Consider the following 19,915-nt stretch of genomic DNA (forward strand, 5'->3'; position numbering starts at 1 on the left):
GCCCTCACTGTTCGACTCGCAGATTGCCCTCGGTTGGTGGTTGAGAACTGGTGTGAAGATACCCACCGAGATAGCCACCAGCGGTGCTCAGTCCCACGAACCAGAGTGCGAGCATCGGCAACATGATCAGGAAGATGATCGCCAGTTCCAGACCGCCGGGAGCGCCTAGGCTGGCTGCGGGGATTCCGGCGTACAACAGCAGTCCCAGACACATCACGAGGACGACCGGGAGGGTGGCAATCGCACCGGAGATTGCTCCGACTTTGGCTCCACGCTTGGGTAGTTCTCTCTGAAGATATCCCGCAACACCCCCACCGAGGAGTGGCGAGAATCCTGTGAACGAGAGTGCGATCGTGATGACTGCTCCAATAGCTGCATTGATCCACGTACTTCTGTTAGTCATGGTGAATAGATGGGCGCACATCTGCATAGCCTTCGTGTTAGATTCTCGGAAAGCAGGAACGGACGAATTCGAAAGTGAGGGGAAGAGCCGATCGAAACCAGGAAAACGAAAACCGATAGCTTGAGTCCCTCAACCGTGTACATTCGGGAAATATCATGCTCACAGTCTGGATTCGAACGCACCGTCTCGTTTCGTTTTTCCTTCTCACGTACGCAATCTCCTGGAGTCTCAACGGAATCGTGATCGCCCTGCAAATGGAGCCGTCGTGGACGCGCTGGATCCTCAGCGGGTTTCTCAGTGCGCTTGGACCCGCGATCGCTGCCGTGATCGTGGTTCACGTCAGTGACGACGATCTTCGAGCGTGGGCCCGTGGTATTGTTCACTGGCGCGTTCATCCGAAGTGGTACGTGGCCGCGATCGGTATTCCTGCTGCCATCGCGCTGAGTGCCGCAGCCATAGCCGCGGTACTCGGTAGCCCAATCGATTTCGGCGCGTTCTCACCGAATCTGCTCACGCTCGCGTTCGGGATTCTCCTGGGGACGTTCATCGGAGGTGGACAGGAAGAGATCGGCTGGCGTGGGTTCGCCCAGCCGGAACTCCAGCAGCGCTACAGTGGGCTCGTCGCGGCCGTCGTGATCGGCGTCCTCTGGGGTGGCTGGCACCTTCCATTGTTCTTCGATCCGACCGCTCCACACGCCCAGTGGCCGCTCGCGTCGCAGCTTTCGTACTTCGTCGGCATCATCGGATTCTCGGTACTCCTGGCCTGGGTCTACAACGGCTCGGGTGGAAGTATCCTGCTCGTCATGATCATGCATGGGAGCGAGAACGCCCTCGGTGCGCTCGTTCCACTCGACGTCGATCTCGTCATCGTAGACGGCGTCCCGGATTGGGGACTGCTCGTGTCACTCAACGTCTCCCACGTCGTAGTGACGTGGATGTTCGCACTGCTCGTCATCGTGGTCGTCGGAACCGGATTACGTGCCAGGAGACTGTCAGTGGCCGACACTACCGGGACAACACAGCAGGATGACCGAGTGTAAGCGTCGCTACGGCCCCCACGTCGAGAAGATGCCATCCAACCAGTCGTAGGTGATCTGCTGTCCTCGCGTCCAGTTGTCCATCTGGACATGATCGTCGGAACCGTCCTCTTCGAGTGTTCGTCTTTCGATTGCTCGAGAACGTTCGGAGCGAAAGCGGAGTTCTCCAAGTATACCAACGCTAAACACGCTGGCGAGTACCAGGGTGAGGAGTGGCCCGACACGCTAGCGGGTCGGAAGGCGCACCGCGATCGTGACGAGGACTACAAGAAGTAGCGAACTCGAAATTAACCAACACTGGCCCGGTAGAGACCTCCCTCTCGTTGGTTAAGACGGTGGTGTTGCGTATGTTGGTTGGCGGTGGCAGATAACCACTACACAGAACTCACGTGAAGTACCACGAGCGCGGTGGCCCGTGGCTTCGCCGTGGTCTCTGGCATGAAGCCAGCGGAACGACCGATGGCGAATGTAATTTCGCCCGCGCTCGTCTCTGGAGAGACTCGCGTGGAACCAGTAACACCCGAACACACCGGAAATGCCACCGCAACAGAGGTTGTCTGTTGCTGCCGTGGCGGGTGTATCCGTGGGCGTCCGCCCCTTCACGAGGGCGCGACACAGGCCCGGCGTCGTTCGAAAATCTCCGATTTTCGTGATCACGAAAGACGAAGTCTTTCGGACGACACCGCGTCTTATCCCGAAGTGGGTGCGCGGATTTTGCGAGGCCGATAACGTGGATTCCAAACTGTAGTAGGGCGTCCCGATACTTAAAAACAGGGACGCAGCCGAGCGGACGCGCTTCACCCCCGCTCACGGTGGGGCGGGGAACTCGCGCTGCTTTTCGTTTAGAGCGACGACGTCCTCGAGTTGACGCACTGAGCTGGTGAGATTGGGGTTACTTTCTTGAGTGGGTCTTTTACGATTGCTCAAGAACTTCCGCGAAAGCGACATTCTCTCGAAGGTCGGTAACTTTAACCTTGACACGATCTCCCTGCTTCGTATCGGGAACGATGATCACGTATCCACGTTTGACACGGCAATGCCGTCGCCCTGTTCCCCGATGTCCTCGATTTCGAGGGTCCGTGTTTCACCTTCCGTGGCCGGCGGCTCAGGATGGGTGGGTTTAGCTGTAATTGAGGGCGCTAAGCCCCCTTCCTCAGCAAGCGAAGCGAGCAGGGAGGGGATACAGCGCCCGCACGTCTTGTTTTCGTGTGAATCGGCATCCTTACTACCCCGACAGTCGAAGAGGGTAGTAAGATGCTCACCACGCTTTCGGCGTTGTTCAAACGCGACAAAAAGCGTGCATCGTCGGTTGTGGCCGAGTGTCAATTCGGTAGGAGTGGGACACTCCGAACCGCCCGTAAAGGGAAATCGCCTGCGGAGTCTGGAACCGCTGTGGGGTCTGTTCCTGCACGTTCCGACGCAGAAACAGGAAGCCCCACCCTCAACAAGCGAGGGCTGGGTAAGCCCGAGCGCGGTAGGATGGGGTAGTTCACAATTTCGCGCTGTCGAAGGTGAATTGACGAAAGTAGCTCCTTCCACTCAGAGCGACTTGGTAGCGTAGACTATACGCTGACAGGTACAATACTGCGGCTTCAGTCCGTGGCGGATGTCAATTCGCTTCAGACGAGTTGATCAACTCGACACTGCAAACGACTGCAGCATGGTTACGTCGGTATGGCTCTATACTTCGACCGTCGCTACAGAGCGTTTACCCCAGATCGCGTCTGTGGCGATGTTTCTCCTCTCCCCCACTTCCCCTCCCCCCACTTCTCTCAAGAGTTGGGCGTTGCTGGTTGTTTCACTGTGGATAGAAAGTTTCCAGTTTGCGATACAACCCCTCCAGTCTCAGTACGACTATCGTATCGCTGTTTCTGTGTGAGCGCCTGTGCTAGCTGGCTCCCGAGTTCGGTGGCCTGTAGTACCTGCGTATATCGCACTCACTGCAGGTAATCGAGACCACCGCGGTACTCACGCTGCATAATTTCGCCTACGAATCGTCGGAGGGTGTCGACGAGTTCTGCTTCAGTGTCGTACGTTTCGATTCGTAGATCCCACCGTACTTTCGCCGACCGAATCATGGCACTTGTCACATTGTCCTCATGAACGAAGACAAGCCGGTCACCGTGTGTTTCTGCGAGAGTGGCAAGGATGCTTCCAGCTTCCTCACCGACACCGAAATTATGCCCAAGAAATGGAACAATGAACGCGGTGGCGTTGCTACACCGGGTGTACTCGATACTCTGGGTTACTGCATCCACATCATTTGTATCTACATCGACGTCGAGAGCCAGAAACGCGTTTACTCCGGGTGTCGTTCGAAGCTCCCCTTGTATTCGCCGCAAGAGTGCCTGTGCCTCGTCGATATCGGCTTTATTCCGGAAAAGCTTTCGAAGCGGTCCAGGAAGATCGTTGATATCAATCTCTTGGCGCACCTCTTCGCTCAGGACATAGTTGAGGTTGAACGACTTGTACGGCCCCATCAGATAGAACAGGAACCGGTCGTATTTGACGTCACCTAGCTGATCAGCGATTCGATTCCGCGTAATTTCCATGGAGTTTGCTCTTCTTCGAGAGTATATAAAAAGGAGCATTTTCGGGAAGTCCTGGCTTGATAACGACTAAGGCTCTTCCGCTCGTCTTTCGAAGCAAGATGGCTACGAATTCTCGCGCTGCTAATGGGGACTTCCCAGATGATCCGGAGGAGTTGTTGCCCGACGACAGTATCCTCTCTCTGGATGAATACCTCGAGATGCATGCTGCCGTTGGTCAGCGGACCCGGTACGAAATCCTCTACCGACTCGTTCACAGTGGGGAGATGAGTCCAAAGGAGCTTGAGGAGGCGATGCAGATCGACGATAGTACCCTTCATTACCATCTCAACAAACTTCTCGATGTGAGCCTCGTCGAGAAGCGACAACGCACCGAACGAGGACAGGACGGGTTGTACACCTACTATCGGGCGACGGTCTTCGGAGAGGTCACACTTACAGAAGGCGTAGACGAACTGATCCGCGGCGAACAGGCGTTCGGAGAGATGTACGACAGTTCAGTTGAGGAATGACCTTTTGGATTAACGTCTTCTGCGGTCTGAGGGCCGTGGTATTGCGCCTTCTCTGCGTTTGAGCTACCCACGACTAAAGTCGTGGGATTCAGCGTGGACTCCCGCTCTGGCCTCAGTTGACTGTCTTTTCTGTAAAAACCCATCGGTAGGTTCGCAATCCTACGTAACACAGCGATTGAGGTATACCGACCAGATTAGTCGAGCAATCGTTCCGTACAGGGTGTACACCTATCAATGCGAACACCATGTGGTAGAATAGCATTTAGTATTACAGGTGTCATATCATACATTAAATTAATTTATACATTCTCGGCGAATAGGCTGAGGTGGTATGGTCGGGCAAACCATTATTGACCGTCTCGAGAAAGAGGTCGATGTTCTCAATCGGAATTTAGAGGTCTTCGTCCTCGTCTGGCAGGCCGAACCGATTGGCATCGTCGAATTATCTACCCGGACTGATCTCCCGCATCACAAGGTTCGATACTCACTTCGCGTTCTCGAGGAAGAGGAACTCATTGAACCGTGTTCAGCAGGGGCAACGACGACAGACCACGCCCACCAGTTCGTCGAGACAGTAAACGATGAACTGGCGACTGTAATCGACGCATTGGATGATATGAAAATTTCCGAATCGGAGAAGCTACAATTGGTATGAATACCTACGAGTTACTCACCCGGAACACTGAGGAAGTCGTTACCGAGCAGGAGGTGCGTGACCTCGCTGATAATCCGGTAGACAAACGAGTCTACGTCGGCTACGAACCGTCCGGTGTCCTCCACCTCGGCCACCTTCTAACGGCGAACAAACTCATTGACGCGCAGGAAGCGGGGATGGATGTTGTCGTCCTGCTGGCGGACGTTCACGCACATCTCAACGGGAAGGGCAGTTTCGAGGAAATTCACGAGACAGCGGAGCGAATGAAGGCACAGTTCGCCGCGTACGGCCTCGACGAGGAGAAGACCGAATACGTCTACGGGTCCGACTTCCAACTCGAAGCGTACTACTCACTCGATCTGCACGAACTCGGTGTCTCGACGACGCTCAACCGTGCCCAGCGAGCGGTCGCCGAACTCCAAAGCGGCGACACCGCAACGGTGAGCCACACGGTATATCCCTTGATGCAGGTCCTCGATTTCGAGTTCCTCGGTATCGATCTTGCTGTCGGTGGCACCGATCAACGGAAGGTGCATATGCTCGCCCGGGAGAAATTGCCAGAGTTGGGATACGAGACGCGACCGTGTCTGCACACGCCCATCCTCTCCGATCTCGAAACCGGCGAGGGGAAAATGTCCTCGAGTGAGGGAGCGACGATCTCGATGGAGGACTCGGCTGCGGACCTCGAGCGAAAGATCGAGTCGGCGTTTTGTCCCCCGACCCGTGATCCCGAGGGTGATCGCGAGAATCCCGTTCTCCAATTGTTCGAGTACTACGTGTTTCCGAGATTTGAGTCAGTGACCGTCCGACGACCCGAGAAGTACGGTGGAAATCAGACCTACGACTACTACGATGACCTTGCAGCGGCGCTCGAGTCCGGAGAGCTGCACCCGGCAGATGCGAAAGAGGCAGTAGCCGGATATCTCGATGAGTTGATCGCTCCCGGACGGGAAAAGCTCCGGGAACTGACGAGCGAATAAGTCGAAGCCGGTCAATCCGCCTCTCCATGTAACGGTATCCAGAAAAGCCCCTGTCTCCAGTAAAGCGGTGACACCAACCGTCTTTCTCTTGTAACTCTCTATGTTGTGTGTTATGATTTCAGGCAAGCGTCTGAGTTCAAACCCCGCCGTTCTCTATCGGTCGGTCTCAAGTATCCTGTGGAGACCACACTGGATTTGTTAGTAACCCTTGATAAACTTCGATAGACTGTATTGCTCCAGAATTATCGATACACGTTTTGGAGAATGTTCTCGTACATCGAGAACAGGTCCTAACTCGGACTTTCCCACTTTCTTTTTTGCTCTCAAAATATTTCGAATCTGCATGGCCAAAAAATAGCACCTGATGGACATTTTCTATACCTCGCTATGAAGTCGTGATAATAGTACTGATTAGAAGTTCTACCTGTGAGGTTGCTGTTCCACTCTCATCGATACGTGACCATCATTGCATACTACTGCCTTGTACCTCCATTCGCGACGAGAAACAGCGCAATGATGATACCACTAAGAAATTCTCCAGAGATCGGAATCAACCCAAGTGTGACGGCCAGTAACAGTATCGCGCTGAGGCCAGCGGACCCTAAATACCAGTTGTCGACCGCTTGTATGTCAAAGGCCATTGTATCAGAACTAGACCGAGCATCGTTCTCTTCGTTAGGAGAGAGCTCAAGATACGGTGCAAAGACATTCAGCTGTGTGGTTGGCTCAACGAGCCCTTTGGTCGAATCGTACCGGATAACTCCTGCTTCGTCGAGCTTTGGGAGATGTGACTGATAGAGTGGGATGTAGATACGCTGGTATTGCGCCTGCGTTACGTCCTCAACAGATGTTTCGTGTTCCAGTGCTGCAATGTGTTTGGCAAGCTTCGGTAGTCCAACCTGGTCTCCTGTTTCGAGAAGATACCGGATTGCTTCTCGCCGACGAGTTGTGTTCAGTAGATGAAATATTTTATTTCTAGATAATGCTTGGGACTCCGAGCAAGGATTCAAATGCGCGTTTTCCTCGCTTTGGAGGGAGTGATCTGTTTCTGGGCTCATTTCTATTACTCGCCAATTAGATCTTGTCTGAGTCATTACACCATGGTCAAATAAACCATTCTATAGGTTTTGAGGAACATACTAACAGTATCTGCCTCACTCTTTACTATTATCGTCTGATTACGTGTATATCTCGTGTGCTAGACCGATCTGTTCTTCATACAGCTAAGATACTGTTACTACAAAAGTACAAAAAGGTCTATGTACTGTAACGTACAACCCATTGAACTATGGTACGAATACAGCGTGGCATGGTAGTGATTGCAACCGTGTTTCTTGCTATTGGCATGCTCGTTTCGATGGGTGCTGGTGCCGGTGCAGCAGAACCAACTGCTGACGACATCGAGGACGCGATCGATGATATCGAGTCCTACGAGTATGAGACTGAGATGAGTTCCTCGAGTACGGTTGTTGAGGACAGTGAAGAACAAGAGACACAGTCGGAAGGTAATGGCAGTGGTGCAGTCAACGTCACCGCTGGGGAAATGAACCAAGCGATAACCACTGAGGCCACTGGTGACGAAGAACTCGAAGAGGGACCGGTCGAGATTGAGGTGTACCTCACTGACGGAACGTACTATATGGGTACCACGGAGTCGGGAGAAGAGACAGAATGGCTCCAGCTAGATGCACCGGAAAGTGAGGGTGTTGCTGAGGATCCACTGACCCAGTACAAGTCCTTGCTTGACGCTTCCGACGTAGAGGCAGTTGGTGAAGAAGAAGTTGATGGGACTGACACGTACGTTCTTGAACTCGACGTTGATACAGAGGCATACATGGAGACGATGATGGGTGAACTCGGGAACGATGGACTCAACGGTGCAAACGGAGATCTTGACGCAGCAAACGGTGACAATACCACTGACGCAGCGGTCGACGATGAGATGTCTGAAGAGCTTGTGAGCCCAGATCAGGAGATGACGGTCACGATGTGGGTCGACTGTGAGACAGACCTACCGGTCAAAACTGAGCTTACTACTGAGACCTTCATGGAGGATCTCGGAGCGGACGATGACGACAACGCGAGTGAAGACATGAATACGATCGAGAGTATCGAAACCACAGCCACTGAAACGACGTACTTCGAAGCGTACAACGAGCCGGTTGACATCGAACTCCCCAAGGACGCCGAAGATGCACAGACCCTCGAAGAGCAACTTGAGGACTTCGAAGCGGAGTTCGATGACGACGAAGCCTTCGACGTTGACGAAGACGAACTCAACGAAGATGGTGAGTTTGACGTCGACGAGGACGAACTCGCTGATCACGACGCTGACGAGCTAGACGAGGACGACACTAACGACGACTGCTGACCGAGATCGAAGATTCAGTTGAGCGGCTAAACTCGACTTCTTGTTTTTCCGAAGTAACTGTTGAGAGTTACGCCTATATTGGTGGTTCCGGAACTGTGAGACGACTTTCGACTACTATGCCAGAAACGTAATTACGTATGGCAATCGTCTGTTGCATGCTTGAGTTTTCTTACTCAAGCAATCGGGATAGTACGGGCCTGCACCCGGGCCGAAGCCGAAGTCGGCCTCCCGTTTCCCCCACACCCACTTGCCGATCAGAGTTCTAAAGGCGGCTTTGATCGGTCGGTTGCGATCGTCTCGAATCGACACTATCGCGGTAGCCGACAGATGGATAACTGTGTTGTGTACAGGTCATCTACGTGTCAATTAAATCGAAGCCAGTTCCGCCGCAGTTAGGACATGAATCCCAGTTCAGGGGAGTGGAATCAGCGTCGCTCACCGCTTGCAAAACAAATCCACAGCTCTGGCATTCACTAAAGATGTCCAAGTAAGAATGGATACGGCATCCATTAGCATCCTCTTTATCCCACGAGAATTTGGTAATGGGAAGAGAGAACAGTGTTCCATTCGCTTCTACAGGTAACGCAAACCCATCTCAAAGGGCAGTTTAATTCAAAAGATACTCACAGTCATTTGGAAAATCGGGAGCACCACTTGAGCAACAAATACTCTCCGGCTGGATCTAGGCGCGGTTTTGTCGCACCACTCTTCAAAGGCGTTCTCAAATTCGCTAAACAAGTTCCGGTGGAAGCTACCAATATACGGGAGTGGATATTGCTGATCCTCGTCCGAAGCATGGACTAAATAGTCGCCAGCGCTATCGAGATCCCCTTTCGGCGTCGCTTCAAAATCGCGTTTCTGGAAGTACAATTGATAGCAGTCGGTTCCATTTTGAGTTCCTTCGTACCGAACCCTGAGACACCAGTAGTCGCCATGCTGGAAATCGTTCCGTAGTCCCCAGAGGAACGTCCCTCGCCGAACATAGTCTGGTGCAGCCTTGTTATCTCGTGCTGGGAGGAAATACCCCTTCCTGATGTGCTGTTTCAATCGCTTGTTGAGAATAGAGCGGATCTGCTCGTTGTAGGAGTACAGTGACGAAACGTAGTTGTGAACTCGCCGATAGACCTCGTTCTCAACGTCCGTCTTCTCAGCTCCTTTCTCGACAATAATCGTTCCCGTTGTGGAGATATCATCGCATATCTGAGCCAGCTCGTGAAAATTTCCGTGTACAATATAAGCCGATGACCGTGCTCGTGTGAGATCACGGTCGGTAACCGGCTCCGCTGGCCCTTTCGTGTGACCCAATAGCTGGTCTACTGTATTGGTAGAACCTGGCTCGCTCATTAGAAATACCGCTACTCGTCGTCAGAACTGCTCGACATTTTCGCCGCAGCCTCTCGGTCCTTCAGAAGCTGCTCCTTGGACTGGCCAGTCGTTTCAGCCAGTTCATCGACAGTGGGGATATTCTTCAGGGCCATCTCCTTAGGGTTCTATTCTCTGCTCGGCCAATTATACCTTTCGCACAGTTAGAACCTAGATACCTCTGGTACGGCCGACTCAGTTCTCGAATCGGTCTCGAGTCGGCGATCGGGCTCGATTGAGAAGCTGGCGACGTCGACGACACCGAGGTTGCGTATGTGACGGCCGATACCGGCGGGATCTATGCACACCGCGGTTCCGTTCAATACGCTACCCGTGCATACATCGGAGCAACTGCATACATCGACATCGAACCCCCACAGGGGTCTCACCTCGAAACCCGCCTCGCGTTACGTACAGATGAAGCACCTATCGACACTAAAGTATTGACACAAATACTTCTATGTGTATTCCGTCATGTTATGTCATCCACTAGAATTTTATCAGAGGGGGCCGATGAAGAACGTGAATGCACAAACCTTCCAGGATTACCCTTTTTGCTGCATCTTTGGGGATCCCTTTGATTCTCGTATTGGCTATCCTGGGCTCAATTGCGGCTGCAGGGCTTGCAACTATATTTGTTATCTTGTTTGCTGCTGTTATGGCAGTAGCGACTCAACTCAGTTCGAATCAGTCACAGATTAAATCCAATGACACTGTCTCTACCGATTCTTCCCAATCAGATGCTACAGATCCATTTGGAGAGCTTCAAGATCAATATGCAAAAGGAGAGCTCACAGAAGTAGAGTTTGAACAACGTGTAGAAGTGCTACTTGAGACTGAGCACGGTTACTCCTCGGATGATCAGAAGGTAGACTCCAAAGAGAGCGAAAAACAAGAACCTGCAGTTGAGCGAGAGTGATTTTTGCTACTTACCAGTGTTCCATTCGCATCTCCATGTAGCGGAATTCAGAGAAGCCCCTGTTTCTGGTAAAGCGGCGACACCAACCGTGATTCTCTTGCAATCTCTCTATGTGGTATGTCATATTGTCAGCCGAACGTCTGAGTTTGGCACAAACTGAGACGTTCACCGACCGATTTACCCTTCTTGCTTATAAACCATGTCGCCCACAGAACCCATGCTAAGCAATCCCGACGTTGAGTATACTAATGGGTTTGTGTCCGAACGTGGCTAAAACTCGAGGAGATGGAACAGCTTCGAGGCGTCTGCCTATCTGACGCCGTCGTACCCTACCTTCAGGAACGGAATGAGGCGATTGTCGCACTGCTCTATGATGCGGGCCTTCGCGCCGGCGAGCTGTGCGCTCTTGACGTGAATAGTTCGTGCATTATTACAACACCCAGAAATCACGTCAATTAATTGATTAAAAGACGTCAGCTGAGGGGGTGCTAGACAGTACCTTGGGTTACCATCCTTATGATTAATTATATACGGATTTTAATTAACACACTCCAATCTCCATAATATTCACTCATCATCCCTGATCAGTCGCCATATTCCTGAACGATTCGATTCGCTACTCGAGGCGGAAGGACGACGAGGGTCGGCGCGTAGCCAGCGCGGTGTTGGAGCGCGAGAACGACGACGTCGCCGACACGAACTGCTGTCGTTCCGACAACGTCCTTGAGAGACGTTCTCCGGTCGTCGCCGCTGAATCCGCGGAGCAGGTCCCAAAGGTTGCCTCCGCCGCCCTCGGTGAGTGTGCGTCGGTTGTATATTACGAGCGTCTCCGATTCGACATCGAGACGACCCCTGTTCGGTGCGGTCCACCAGAAAAAACAACAGAGTACAGCGCCGGCGAAGGCCACCCCAAGTACGTATTCGGGCTGGGATTCGAACACAAAAATCGACCCAAAATACCCGACGAACCCGACCGCCGCTGCTACTGCATACTGCCGAGGAGGAGCGTGGTCGAATATCGTCCGTTCGGGATGGGCCGGGTCAAAGAAAAAATACTGGGCTATCATTCTCTTCCTCCCGGTTCCGGTTAACGTCCGTAACACGCCCCAGAAGGCAAGAATTGGAACACCCATAACGAGAGCAAGAATTCCCACAAGTTCGAGCATCGTTGTTCCAGTCACGTATCGTGAAGCAATAGCGAGGAGCAGACTCGTTCCCACGAGGAGGACCAGCCCCCAGACGACTGCAAACTGGGTAGCGAGCAGAGCCTCTATTGTTCGCGACGTGCTGGCGTTGACGTCCCACTCCAGTTCGGCTTTGCTCGGTTGCATCGCGATCACGTATTCGAGACGCGCTACAAGTACCAAGTGAAATCAACCAGAAATAAAGATTCCGATAGCGGACCTGCTATTCAAAAGAATACATCTTCGAGGCGTTCCGCACCGTCGAGACCGAGTTCGACGATGCAATAGATCGCATCAATACAACTACAGTAGTTGTATAAACTCACGCTACAGATTTGGGTCGCACAGATGAAGCACGCAACGTATCCCGGTGCGCTCATTCGCGCTGAACAGACTAGGTTGCAAGATCGACATCCAGCTGGGCTGATAACGTTTAGGACGCACGATGATGCGTCCACGGTCCACTCGGCTGGGTCACAATCGCTCGTGCACGGGTTGCTGATCTGTGCACCAATACTATCCGACTGGTTCGGTTCGACTTCTTTGACGTCGATCGATACCTCATCGTGATTTACGTCAACGAAGGCCGTTTCGATCTTCTCGTCTCCGGTTCGTTCGACGACGAATTCCTCGGTTCTCGCTTCTGCGATCACTGCCATGTCGCCCTCCCTGATCTCCTTAGCCGAAACGGACTCGAGCGAGGTGGACTCTCCTTGCAATGTCCGAGCGATCTGGGCGCGCTCTTGCTGGGTGGCCGTCCGGCGGAAGGCTGCCTCAGACTTGTCGTATATAACTACCGCGTCAGTCCCGCCCGGGAACAAATGCACGTCGGAAAGTGACTGCTGCCGTACGATCTGGTTTCGACGACGCTTGTACACATCTACGTCTGGTCCCTCAAAGAAGAATATAGTGCTCAGGAGGTGATCATTATACACAAGTGATCTGATATTACCAATGTTTGTCGGTATTTCGATGAGACCAACCGGCCCCTCTAAGTTCTCGTGCTCGAGAGTCTCAATTTCTGCGTTATTTTTTGCCGGTTTGACGACCATCACCTTATCCGCACCCGGAATCGGCCGTTCGACCATCGAGATTACCTCTTGTACCATATCAGACTGGAGGAAAACTTCGACAGACGAGCCCTCAACCCTCTCCGCCTTTACCGAAGCACCAGCCATGGATAATGACGCCCCAGCCACGCCAATTGACTGCAATACTTTCCGTCGATTCACACTTCCACACCTTCCGTAGCTGCGTTACTACCCAGAATTTGCAGAACAGCTCGTTGATCGGTTTTGAATTGGTCGATCATATCTATCTAAAAAAGTATACCGGTTTACATTATTTAATACTTTTTGATTGTTTTAGTATATAGAATAGATCAGTGCTTATTTATATTTTTACCCAGGACTCATACCTCAGTTGAGTAGCGGTAGCGAGCATCTCTTGTAACACTGGTCGTTGCTGGTGGGTCTTCGGTCAGCCATTCTAGCAACGGTGGCGGTGAATAGCCGAGATATTCACTGAATACATTGAGGACGAGCTGGGCGTGCGACCAGAAGGTCACCACCTAGCGTTCCGGCGGAAATACGATCTCATCGTCCGCCTGCTCGGTGACCAGATCGAGTGGATCACGACTCACCAGCAGTGACAGTAACGTGTTTCAGATAAACCCTTGTGGGGCCTGGTTGCTGTGTCAAGACAACTGTGATGTCGAGGTAGAAACAGACCCAGAGCGGGATTGATACTCCTGATAGGCACTGTCTAGTTGAGCCAGTTTGAGGAACGAGCAGGTCGTTGAGTAAATTGGGTAAGATGCTCGCAGACCTGCTCAGCGAGAGCTACGACACGGATTTAGAAGAATCTTGGGAGAACGAGCGGACGGCGACGCCCGTCAGGGCGTTCGCCGTCCGTCTCCATCAGACCGGTTGTTCGCTTCGAGAGACAACAACGACTCTCGCTGAGTTAGGCGTTGAACGCTCTCACGGGGCGGTCTGGAACTGGGTACATCGGCTGGCTGACAGCGAGTGCGACCCGCCTGAGGCGCAGCCAAAGCGGGTCGCGGTTGACGAGACCGCTGTCAAAATCAACGGCGAGTGGTCTTGGTTGTACGCTGCAATAGACACCGAAACGAAGCTGATTCTTGACGTCGCGTTGTTCGGTCGGCACGGAACCGATCCGGCAGCTGCGTTTCTGCATCGACTCGACGAAAAATACGATCTCTCCGACACCGTATTTCTCGTCGATCAATTTGGCTATCGGACTGCCCTTGCTCGATTAGGGTTGAGCGGTCGGGTCAACTATACCGAGCGAAACCTCATCGAAAAGTGGTTTCACACCCTCAAAATGCGTATCGACCGCTTCCACAACTCGTGGGTGGGCAGTCGGGCGAGTGCACGCGAATGGTTTGAACAATTCATGCACTACTACAACCGCCAGAGACCGCACTAAGCTCTCGACGGAAAGACGCCGATCGAGGAGGTGCAGAACTAGACAGTGCCATACATTCTTGATTCCTCAGTAAACCGTCACGTAGGTCTGCGAACCTAACGCACTAACCCCCATTCCTCGTTAACTACGCAAAATTCATTTACGCTTCTTTAGTGTAACTAGGATTATAAATTCCGACCGACAACTTCGATGGCACCGGGATACGACCATGCCGATCCGGAGATGGCTTTTTGTGTAGCTATAATAGTGTACGCGAACGTAGCGAACACTGCAATCATCGCCGCAAGCAGCAGCAGAATGCCAGTAAGCGTAAGTACAGTGTCAATTGGACCCGGAAGCGATAGTGTCTCGATTGATTCTCCGCCGATGGTGGCTTCATCAGCACCGAAGAATCCGATCACCATCGCGACGACCGCCAGAACAACGACGGTAATATGCCAGTTAAGGGCATGTCGGGCGTTCTCTTTCGTGAATTCGTTGTCCGAAACCACATACATGATTGCAGCCCCGATGAAACTGGTGAATAGCGCTAGTGGATGGACGAGAATGCCACCAAGAGAACGTTCTTTCGACTGTTCAGGGCTAGGTGTAGTAGGTGTTGTAGTCATGGTGTGTAGTGGTCGTGATGAAAATAACGTGGGTGTAATCAAAAAATTTCGTTTTTAGGATTTGTATCAGAATTCAAATTCGTAACCGACCGAGCCACACTCTTCGACGGGCCATCCACCTACACAGACTTCACCAGTCAAGCGGACCCCGTCGTCAAACACGGTACCTGTTAACGGTTCGATACCTGCTTCAAAGTCTGCGACTACGATATCGATCCCAACTGTGTTTGATCCCTCGCAATTGACCCGGTCACCGCTGCCAGAATAAATGCCAGTCGAAATCGTAATCCCGTAATTGCAGATCGGATCATCCATATCATAAATCGATAATGTAGCCTCAAATTCTCTACCTCCGAATTCAAAGTCGAAGCCTCTTTGCCATTCGGGAGCAGGGGTCTGTACCCTAATATCAGTCCCCTCATCCGATGGCTGGTCAATTCGCTCAGCTGCTAGAAGCTCTGTTTCGTTGTCTGCTGTTTCAGATATCCAATATGGAGTCTCATTATCTTCGTTTTGATTGTACTCATCTTTTTCGGTTACCGTAGCGGTCGGAATGAAGAGGGTTGATACCCCGACTCCAGTTATAGTTCCGAGAATCCGACGCCGAGTTCGCTCTGGTTTTGATCTGGCTTTTCAGCCTTCGAATTACCTGGTGACATGCAACTCCAAATATATTTTCCTGTGTTTTACTATTAGTCATCGTGGATGGTTTTTCCTCCAGCCAATAATTTAAAACAGTTTATTTGTCTGCTTGATAGCAATCTAAGTTCCTCAAAGTTAGTTGAGTATCGAATCAATAATATTACCCCCCTCCCCCACTTCTCTTTGATCAAAGGAATGCCGAATTCTCGAAGGCTAGTGGTCATACTGAGCGGTCCCAACTATCCATAGGAATTGATCGCACCAACCGCGGTCTCATCGTAGATACGGCCGTCAAGCAGCAGTAGTCAGAGCTGAGAAATACCTAAAGACCTGTGCTCAGCGATTCGAAGAGAAGTGTACGATACACTGCTCGTGATCAATCATCCGATGTTTTGATCTGGTCGACTGGCACCGTTCGGACTGATTCAAGTGCGGCGTGCACAGCGTCTTTGTCAGCCGTAGCCTCGAGATACCATTTCCGTCGATCGGTGTTCTGGTGAATATTCGAGAGCGACTGTCGGGTGACAGGGAGCCCTTCAGCGACAGACCGGTATGACTCGCCGTTGTCGATTCGCTCGAGTGCGTCCCGGAGTTCGAGATATCCCGTTTCGCCGGCGTCGTGGTCTGGATCAATGATCGGCTGAAGGTATCCCTCGTCGTCGCGGCGGAAGCCTACCGGAACTTGACCTAACCATTTGCCCTGTCGTTGCGCACGGCGCTGTCCAGCCTCGATCCGTCGGATGAGCGTGCGGCGCTCCTGCTGGTAGACCATACCGATGATATCAGCAACGAATCGGCCAGTGCCGTCAGGAGTGACTTTTTCGACACTCCCATCCGTGATCACAACACTCGTCTCGGTGTCTTCGCAGACGTCGAAGAATCGCTGCAGTGTCGCGCCTTTCCTCGAGAGACGACTGATCTCCCAGCACACAACATGCGTATACTCGCCGGCTTCGAGTGCCTCGAGCAGCTCGGTGAACTGCTCACGGTCGTCACTCGCGCCTGAGTGGCCGAGGTCAGCATACCGATCGACATCCGCGAGGTCGATACCGTTCTCCTGTAGCCACTCGTCGATGCTCTTCCGTTGATGTGCGTCTGTTTGGTTGTCCGTGCTCGCTCGAATGTAGGTTGCGCAGTTCATCTTGTTTTCACCGTGTCTCTTTCAGCGTTAGCAATTAAAGGATAGGACTTGTTTACAGCCTGTAAGCAGACAAGTACCCGCTTACAGGACACATCACTCGAAAATAGACGTGAGGACCGAAATTCGATTTGGACTATCTGCTCGGAAGTTCTTCTGGAACAAGCTCATATATTCCATGGCCTAGTGGTTTCACGATATTATCTTGTTTTAAGCGACCCAGACGCTCACGAACATATTGCGAAGAGTATCCTGTTTCTTCAGCAATCAGCGGCGCATTTGCTCTTCCCTCACGAAGTACGTCTACGATTGCCCAGTCAGCATCCCGCATATCATCCGCGTCCATAAATCGTGCTGATGTACTCATTAGTGTCTGATAAGTGGTCGGCAATTGCCAAAAACCTATGGGCAATAACCTACAACCCATAGGTTTAATAGTCGCGCTGTGATACTACAGAGTAGAGACCGAGGGTGGCCGGAAAATCTCGGCCGGCTGTTCCAGCAGCCGACCTCGGTCTGCGTCTACAGACCAATGTCAATTCAACCACGCACACCCGAAACCGTTTCGGCTCGCAGTCGCACCGACCCTCGACCGGACTACATTCTCGTCGGTATCGACACCGAGGACGCACACCACGTCTACCGAACGACCGACGAAACGGTCCACGTCATCCACGACACCGACCGCACCTACCGCTACGACCTCGCGGCCCCCGACCGATCGATCAACGACTGGATTGACTACATCCAGACCCGGCGGGGCTTCAGAACCCAGCACCGCTACAAGACGCTCGCGGACTTGCTCACCATGGCGGAGGCGATCTAGATGGCCTCGAGCGACACCACTACGCCTGGACGACCGCCCGCGCCTGCGCGTCGGCGACCACGTCCGCAATCGCGAGATGCCCACCCAGACGCTGCTCGTCCTCGAACACACGGAGATCCCCGCCAACGAGTACCCGATCGGGAACACAAAGAGTCACGGCAGCGAGTACCCGATCGGGATGGGACTCGCGACCAGTGCCGACGTCCACCCCGAGTACGACCCCACCAGCGAAATCCTTCGGGTCGCCTACCCCAATCCAACGGCGCCCAGCGTTTCGGAGCTCATCATCGCGCCGATCCCACGGGCTCGCCTCGCACTGGTCATCCGCTTCCACGGAGGCCACGACTAATGTTGCTCGAGGCTACGCCCGTGCAACTGCTCGCGGGACTGTCCGTCGGTACCCAGGGTTCCACCCACTGCCAGTGGTGTGGCTACGAGTTCTACGAAGGCGACGTCGCCACCGTCCTGGTCTCGAAGCCAGCCGACAGTGACCACTGGACGGTTCACCGCGCCTACTGTGCCGGCTGTTCACCGATGAGCACTCCGGACGGGGCTAACACCAGTAGCTCCGAGAAACGGGTCACCCAGTCCGACGCCGATTAAGCACGGCATTCGATGTCGGCCACTCCGCCAGCAGCCCGCGAACATAGGGACTCCACCAGTTCCGGAGTCCCGGCTGCCAAGCCGACCGACCACAGTGGCCGCACAGCGACGCGTATCGTTCGCACAGCGATTTTTTGCGATCACTAACCACCGATGTCTTCCAACCACACTACTTCCGACAGCGACGCACAGTCGACGACCGTCCAGACGCTAACCGAGGAACTACGAACACTCCGTTCGCGGGTCGACGAACTCGAGACCGAAAAGGAGACGCTCGAACGGCAGGTCGAAACCCAGCAGGAACGGATCGACGACCTGGAAGAGCGACTCGACGAGAACGACCAGACCCGCACGGACCTCGCGAAAAACGCCACCCAGGCCAAATCACAGGCCGAGGAAGCAAAGGAGATCGCCCGCTCTGCCAGCGCCAAGGCCTGCCAGGTCGAAGCCACTGTCGAAGAGAACGACGGTGCCGACACCGCCAACGAGACGGCACAGCTGCCCGGTGACGTCGAACCCTCCACGAGTCCGCTGGACTTCTTCGCGAACTGCCGCCAGTACAAAGTCAAGCAGCGGTTCGTGGACGACCGCAGCGAGCAAAACACCTACCGAGCGTTGCTGGTCGCCAAACGCTGGGAGGAGTTCGCGACCAAACGCACGACCGGTGATGGCGTCTTCTTCACCCGCGAGGACGTGCGCCAGGCCCTGACCGCGATCATGGGCGAACAGCCACACGGGACGACCATCACGCGTGTCTGGGAAGCAATGAAAGACCTCGGTGGCTCGGACCTCGAAGAGCGGACGCGACAGGTGAGTCCGAAGCAACCTGCAAAGGAGATCTTGGTGATGGATCGTGAGACCGCAACCGGACTGCTCGAGAATCGGTACTGCCACCTAGATCTGCTCGAGGACGGTGCACCGAGTGCTGGTGGCGTCACACCTGTTGTGACCAAGCCAACAGCCGGAACCGCGTGAGAACGACAAGATAGGCCACAATAAGAGAGGAAGACGGACACGAACGGATCTGGTCGTCGACTTCCCAGTCGACGTCGCTGTCTCTTCTAGTGACAACTACGAGGAGGTGCCTCCTGTTTCAGAAGTAGTAGCAGTATGAATAACACCGATTCGGCGGTTGCGCTCACCTTCGTCCTCACAACGGGTGTGACTGGTTCTCTCTTGTAGTTCCATGGAGGGGAGCGTTTGATTCACAGCAGCGTCTATTCTACAAGAAATACTTGATACTGTCCAGTTCCATATAATACAGTGGCGAGACTCGAGAAGAATTTCATGACACGATGGTCGTGGTAGATGGACGAACAGCTCTGAGTTCTCGATTGTCTATCTGTACGTATAGTGGGCGATCACGGATCGTAGTTCGTGCTGCATTCGCGCTGTGGCGGTACCGCTAGCGCTACAAGCGCAGCACCCGCGAGCGACCATCGGGAGCGAGCGGCTTTTTAGCGTAGATTTTTGGAGGAGTGGTGAGCGAGCAACGCGAGCGAACCCGACGAGAAAAAGGTACGTGGGCATCTGCACGTACCGATTCGAGCAACTCGAGTCTATACCATACTATAGAAAGGTTACCATTTCACGACTCCATCCCTAGGTGAACTCGCGACCCCGAATCGCATCGTGTATCTGGTGGCCGTCGGGCACGAAATCACAACACGATACC

At 53.2% G+C, this 19,915-nt stretch carries 21 protein-coding genes and 2 pseudogenes; 11 read left to right on the forward strand and 12 right to left on the reverse strand.

From position 1 onward, the window contains the following. Nucleotides 1–4 precede the first annotated feature (4 nt). A complete protein-coding gene (locus NATOC_RS19665) occupies nucleotides 5–403 on the reverse strand; it encodes a DUF5518 domain-containing protein (protein WP_015323243.1) in 399 nt (132 codons plus the stop codon). Between the two features lie 323 nt (nucleotides 404–726). Here NATOC_RS19665 and NATOC_RS19670 point away from each other — a divergent pair, with 323 nt between their 5' ends. Further along, the gene (locus tag NATOC_RS19670) at nucleotides 727–1,443 is read left to right on the forward strand and encodes a CPBP family intramembrane glutamic endopeptidase (protein WP_245549723.1); all 717 of its coding nucleotides are present in this window, start codon (nucleotides 727–729) and stop codon (nucleotides 1,441–1,443) included. A gap of 910 nt (nucleotides 1,444–2,353) precedes the next feature. On the opposite strand, the pseudogene NATOC_RS21440 reads toward NATOC_RS19670, so the two are convergent. Both NATOC_RS21440 and NATOC_RS19680 read right to left on the reverse strand, forming a co-directional pair. Then, a pseudogene (locus NATOC_RS21440) lies at nucleotides 2,354–2,544 on the reverse strand (TRAM domain-containing protein); the annotation flags it as partial. A gap of 833 nt (nucleotides 2,545–3,377) precedes the next feature. After that, the gene (locus NATOC_RS19680) at nucleotides 3,378–3,992 is read right to left on the reverse strand and encodes a DUF7509 family protein (RefSeq protein WP_015323246.1); all 615 of its coding nucleotides are present in this window, start codon (nucleotides 3,990–3,992) and stop codon (nucleotides 3,378–3,380) included. 98 nt (nucleotides 3,993–4,090) lie between these two features. Here NATOC_RS19680 and NATOC_RS19685 point away from each other — a divergent pair, with 98 nt between their 5' ends. The 3 genes from NATOC_RS19685 to NATOC_RS19695 all read left to right on the forward strand — a co-directional run bounded on the left by NATOC_RS19685 (nucleotide 4,091) and on the right by NATOC_RS19695 (nucleotide 6,136). Next, the gene (locus NATOC_RS19685) at nucleotides 4,091–4,501 is read left to right on the forward strand and encodes a winged helix-turn-helix domain-containing protein (RefSeq protein WP_015323247.1); all 411 of its coding nucleotides are present in this window, start codon (nucleotides 4,091–4,093) and stop codon (nucleotides 4,499–4,501) included. A gap of 346 nt (nucleotides 4,502–4,847) precedes the next feature. Continuing rightward, entirely contained in the window at nucleotides 4,848–5,156 is a 309-nt protein-coding gene (locus tag NATOC_RS19690; RefSeq protein WP_049889014.1) for a hypothetical protein, read from the forward strand. Beyond that, nucleotides 5,153–6,136, forward strand: a complete 984-nt coding sequence (locus NATOC_RS19695; protein ID WP_015323249.1) for a tyrosine--tRNA ligase — start codon at nucleotides 5,153–5,155, stop codon at nucleotides 6,134–6,136. Before NATOC_RS19690 ends, NATOC_RS19695 begins: the two co-directional genes overlap by 4 nt. A 473-nt stretch (nucleotides 6,137–6,609) precedes the next feature. On the opposite strand, the gene NATOC_RS21445 is transcribed toward NATOC_RS19695, so the two are convergent. Continuing rightward, complete coding sequence (locus NATOC_RS21445; protein ID WP_015323250.1) at nucleotides 6,610–7,230, reverse strand: DUF7344 domain-containing protein; 621 nt, start codon at nucleotides 7,228–7,230, stop codon at nucleotides 6,610–6,612. Between the two features lie 194 nt (nucleotides 7,231–7,424). Here NATOC_RS21445 and NATOC_RS19700 point away from each other — a divergent pair, with 194 nt between their 5' ends. Then, nucleotides 7,425–8,507, forward strand: coding sequence for a hypothetical protein (locus NATOC_RS19700; protein ID WP_157224713.1), 1,083 nt, complete (start codon nucleotides 7,425–7,427; stop codon nucleotides 8,505–8,507). A gap of 612 nt (nucleotides 8,508–9,119) precedes the next feature. On the opposite strand, the gene NATOC_RS19705 is transcribed toward NATOC_RS19700, so the two are convergent. After that, nucleotides 9,120–9,851, reverse strand: a complete 732-nt coding sequence (locus tag NATOC_RS19705) for a hypothetical protein (protein ID WP_015323252.1) — start codon at nucleotides 9,849–9,851, stop codon at nucleotides 9,120–9,122. Between the two features lie 544 nt (nucleotides 9,852–10,395). On the opposite strand from NATOC_RS19705, the gene NATOC_RS22650 reads away from it, so the two are divergent. Next, nucleotides 10,396–10,788, forward strand: coding sequence for an SHOCT domain-containing protein (locus NATOC_RS22650; RefSeq protein ID WP_174299213.1), 393 nt, complete (start codon nucleotides 10,396–10,398; stop codon nucleotides 10,786–10,788). Between the two features lie 584 nt (nucleotides 10,789–11,372). On the opposite strand, the gene NATOC_RS19710 is transcribed toward NATOC_RS22650, so the two are convergent. The 3 genes and pseudogenes from NATOC_RS19710 to NATOC_RS21450 all read right to left on the reverse strand — a co-directional run. Further along, on the reverse strand, nucleotides 11,373–12,155 hold the full coding sequence (locus tag NATOC_RS19710; RefSeq protein ID WP_157224714.1) for a hypothetical protein: 783 nt from the start codon (nucleotides 12,153–12,155) through the stop codon (nucleotides 11,373–11,375). Nucleotides 12,156–12,199: 44 nt separating this feature from the next. Next, nucleotides 12,200–13,150: a hypothetical protein gene (locus NATOC_RS19715; RefSeq protein WP_157224715.1), complete on the reverse strand. Its 951-nt coding sequence runs from the start codon at nucleotides 13,148–13,150 to the stop codon at nucleotides 12,200–12,202. 214 nt (nucleotides 13,151–13,364) lie between these two features. Then, a pseudogene (locus NATOC_RS21450) lies at nucleotides 13,365–13,629 on the reverse strand (IS4 family transposase); the annotation flags it as partial. 158 nt (nucleotides 13,630–13,787) lie between these two features. Here NATOC_RS21450 and NATOC_RS19720 point away from each other — a divergent pair. Next, nucleotides 13,788–14,423: an IS6 family transposase gene (locus NATOC_RS19720; RefSeq protein ID WP_015323258.1), complete on the forward strand. Its 636-nt coding sequence runs from the start codon at nucleotides 13,788–13,790 to the stop codon at nucleotides 14,421–14,423. Nucleotides 14,424–14,587: 164 nt separating this feature from the next. On the opposite strand, the gene NATOC_RS19725 is transcribed toward NATOC_RS19720, so the two are convergent. The 4 genes from NATOC_RS19725 to NATOC_RS21460 all read right to left on the reverse strand — a co-directional run bounded on the left by NATOC_RS19725 (nucleotide 14,588) and on the right by NATOC_RS21460 (nucleotide 17,178). Next, a complete protein-coding gene (locus NATOC_RS19725) occupies nucleotides 14,588–15,031 on the reverse strand; it encodes a DUF4870 domain-containing protein (protein WP_015323259.1) in 444 nt (147 codons plus the stop codon). A 66-nt stretch (nucleotides 15,032–15,097) separates the two neighbouring features. Beyond that, the gene (locus NATOC_RS21455) at nucleotides 15,098–15,346 is read right to left on the reverse strand and encodes a hypothetical protein (RefSeq protein WP_015323260.1); all 249 of its coding nucleotides are present in this window, start codon (nucleotides 15,344–15,346) and stop codon (nucleotides 15,098–15,100) included. 703 nt (nucleotides 15,347–16,049) lie between these two features. Then, nucleotides 16,050–16,814: a recombinase family protein gene (locus NATOC_RS19730; protein ID WP_015323261.1), complete on the reverse strand. Its 765-nt coding sequence runs from the start codon at nucleotides 16,812–16,814 to the stop codon at nucleotides 16,050–16,052. A 133-nt stretch (nucleotides 16,815–16,947) separates the two neighbouring features. Then, nucleotides 16,948–17,178 carry a winged helix-turn-helix transcriptional regulator gene (locus NATOC_RS21460; protein ID WP_245549724.1) on the reverse strand — a complete coding sequence of 77 codons (231 nt, stop codon included), beginning with the start codon at nucleotides 17,176–17,178 and terminating at the stop codon, nucleotides 16,948–16,950. Between the two features lie 165 nt (nucleotides 17,179–17,343). On the opposite strand from NATOC_RS21460, the gene NATOC_RS19735 reads away from it, so the two are divergent. From NATOC_RS19735 to NATOC_RS19750, 4 genes are all read left to right on the forward strand, one after another. Continuing rightward, nucleotides 17,344–17,637: a hypothetical protein gene (locus NATOC_RS19735; protein ID WP_015323262.1), complete on the forward strand. Its 294-nt coding sequence runs from the start codon at nucleotides 17,344–17,346 to the stop codon at nucleotides 17,635–17,637. A gap of 76 nt (nucleotides 17,638–17,713) precedes the next feature. After that, nucleotides 17,714–17,986, forward strand: coding sequence for a hypothetical protein (locus NATOC_RS19740; RefSeq protein ID WP_015323263.1), 273 nt, complete (start codon nucleotides 17,714–17,716; stop codon nucleotides 17,984–17,986). Then, nucleotides 17,986–18,240, forward strand: coding sequence for a hypothetical protein (locus tag NATOC_RS19745; protein WP_015323264.1), 255 nt, complete (start codon nucleotides 17,986–17,988; stop codon nucleotides 18,238–18,240). Before NATOC_RS19740 ends, NATOC_RS19745 begins: the two co-directional genes overlap by 1 nt. 153 nt (nucleotides 18,241–18,393) lie before the next feature. Beyond that, nucleotides 18,394–19,215: a DUF3450 domain-containing protein gene (locus NATOC_RS19750; protein ID WP_015323265.1), complete on the forward strand. Its 822-nt coding sequence runs from the start codon at nucleotides 18,394–18,396 to the stop codon at nucleotides 19,213–19,215. Nucleotides 19,216–19,915: the final 700 nt, after the last annotated feature.

This window comes from Natronococcus occultus SP4 (genome assembly GCF_000328685.1).
Classification (GTDB): domain Archaea; phylum Halobacteriota; class Halobacteria; order Halobacteriales; family Natrialbaceae; genus Natronococcus; species Natronococcus occultus.

Bases quoted from the DNA above. Each gene is read 5' to 3' on its own strand.
- NATOC_RS19665 (WP_015323243.1), bottom strand. From the start codon at position 403: ATGACTAACAGAAGTACGTGGATCAATGCAGCTATTGGAGCAGTCATC.
- NATOC_RS21460 (WP_245549724.1), bottom strand. From the start codon at position 17,178: ATGAGTACATCAGCACGATTTATGGACGCGGATGATATGCGGGATGCT.
- NATOC_RS19735 (WP_015323262.1), top strand. From the start codon at position 17,344: ATGTCAATTCAACCACGCACACCCGAAACCGTTTCGGCTCGCAGTCGC.
- NATOC_RS19680 (WP_015323246.1), bottom strand. From the start codon at position 3,992: ATGGAAATTACGCGGAATCGAATCGCTGATCAGCTAGGTGACGTCAAA.
- NATOC_RS19720 (WP_015323258.1), top strand. From the start codon at position 13,788: ATGCTCGCAGACCTGCTCAGCGAGAGCTACGACACGGATTTAGAAGAA.
- NATOC_RS21455 (WP_015323260.1), bottom strand. From the start codon at position 15,346: ATGGATGATCCGATCTGCAATTACGGGATTACGATTTCGACTGGCATT.
- NATOC_RS19750 (WP_015323265.1), top strand. From the start codon at position 18,394: ATGTCTTCCAACCACACTACTTCCGACAGCGACGCACAGTCGACGACC.
- NATOC_RS19725 (WP_015323259.1), bottom strand. From the start codon at position 15,031: ATGACTACAACACCTACTACACCTAGCCCTGAACAGTCGAAAGAACGT.
- NATOC_RS19730 (WP_015323261.1), bottom strand. From the start codon at position 16,814: ATGAACTGCGCAACCTACATTCGAGCGAGCACGGACAACCAAACAGAC.
- NATOC_RS19715 (WP_157224715.1), bottom strand. From the start codon at position 13,150: ATGGCTGGTGCTTCGGTAAAGGCGGAGAGGGTTGAGGGCTCGTCTGTC.
- NATOC_RS19695 (WP_015323249.1), top strand. From the start codon at position 5,153: ATGAATACCTACGAGTTACTCACCCGGAACACTGAGGAAGTCGTTACC.
- NATOC_RS19740 (WP_015323263.1), top strand. From the start codon at position 17,714: ATGCCCACCCAGACGCTGCTCGTCCTCGAACACACGGAGATCCCCGCC.
- NATOC_RS19705 (WP_015323252.1), bottom strand. From the start codon at position 9,851: ATGAGCGAGCCAGGTTCTACCAATACAGTAGACCAGCTATTGGGTCAC.
- NATOC_RS21445 (WP_015323250.1), bottom strand. From the start codon at position 7,230: ATGACTCAGACAAGATCTAATTGGCGAGTAATAGAAATGAGCCCAGAA.
- NATOC_RS19745 (WP_015323264.1), top strand. From the start codon at position 17,986: ATGTTGCTCGAGGCTACGCCCGTGCAACTGCTCGCGGGACTGTCCGTC.
- NATOC_RS19700 (WP_157224713.1), top strand. From the start codon at position 7,425: ATGGTACGAATACAGCGTGGCATGGTAGTGATTGCAACCGTGTTTCTT.
- NATOC_RS22650 (WP_174299213.1), top strand. From the start codon at position 10,396: ATGCACAAACCTTCCAGGATTACCCTTTTTGCTGCATCTTTGGGGATC.
- NATOC_RS19685 (WP_015323247.1), top strand. From the start codon at position 4,091: ATGGCTACGAATTCTCGCGCTGCTAATGGGGACTTCCCAGATGATCCG.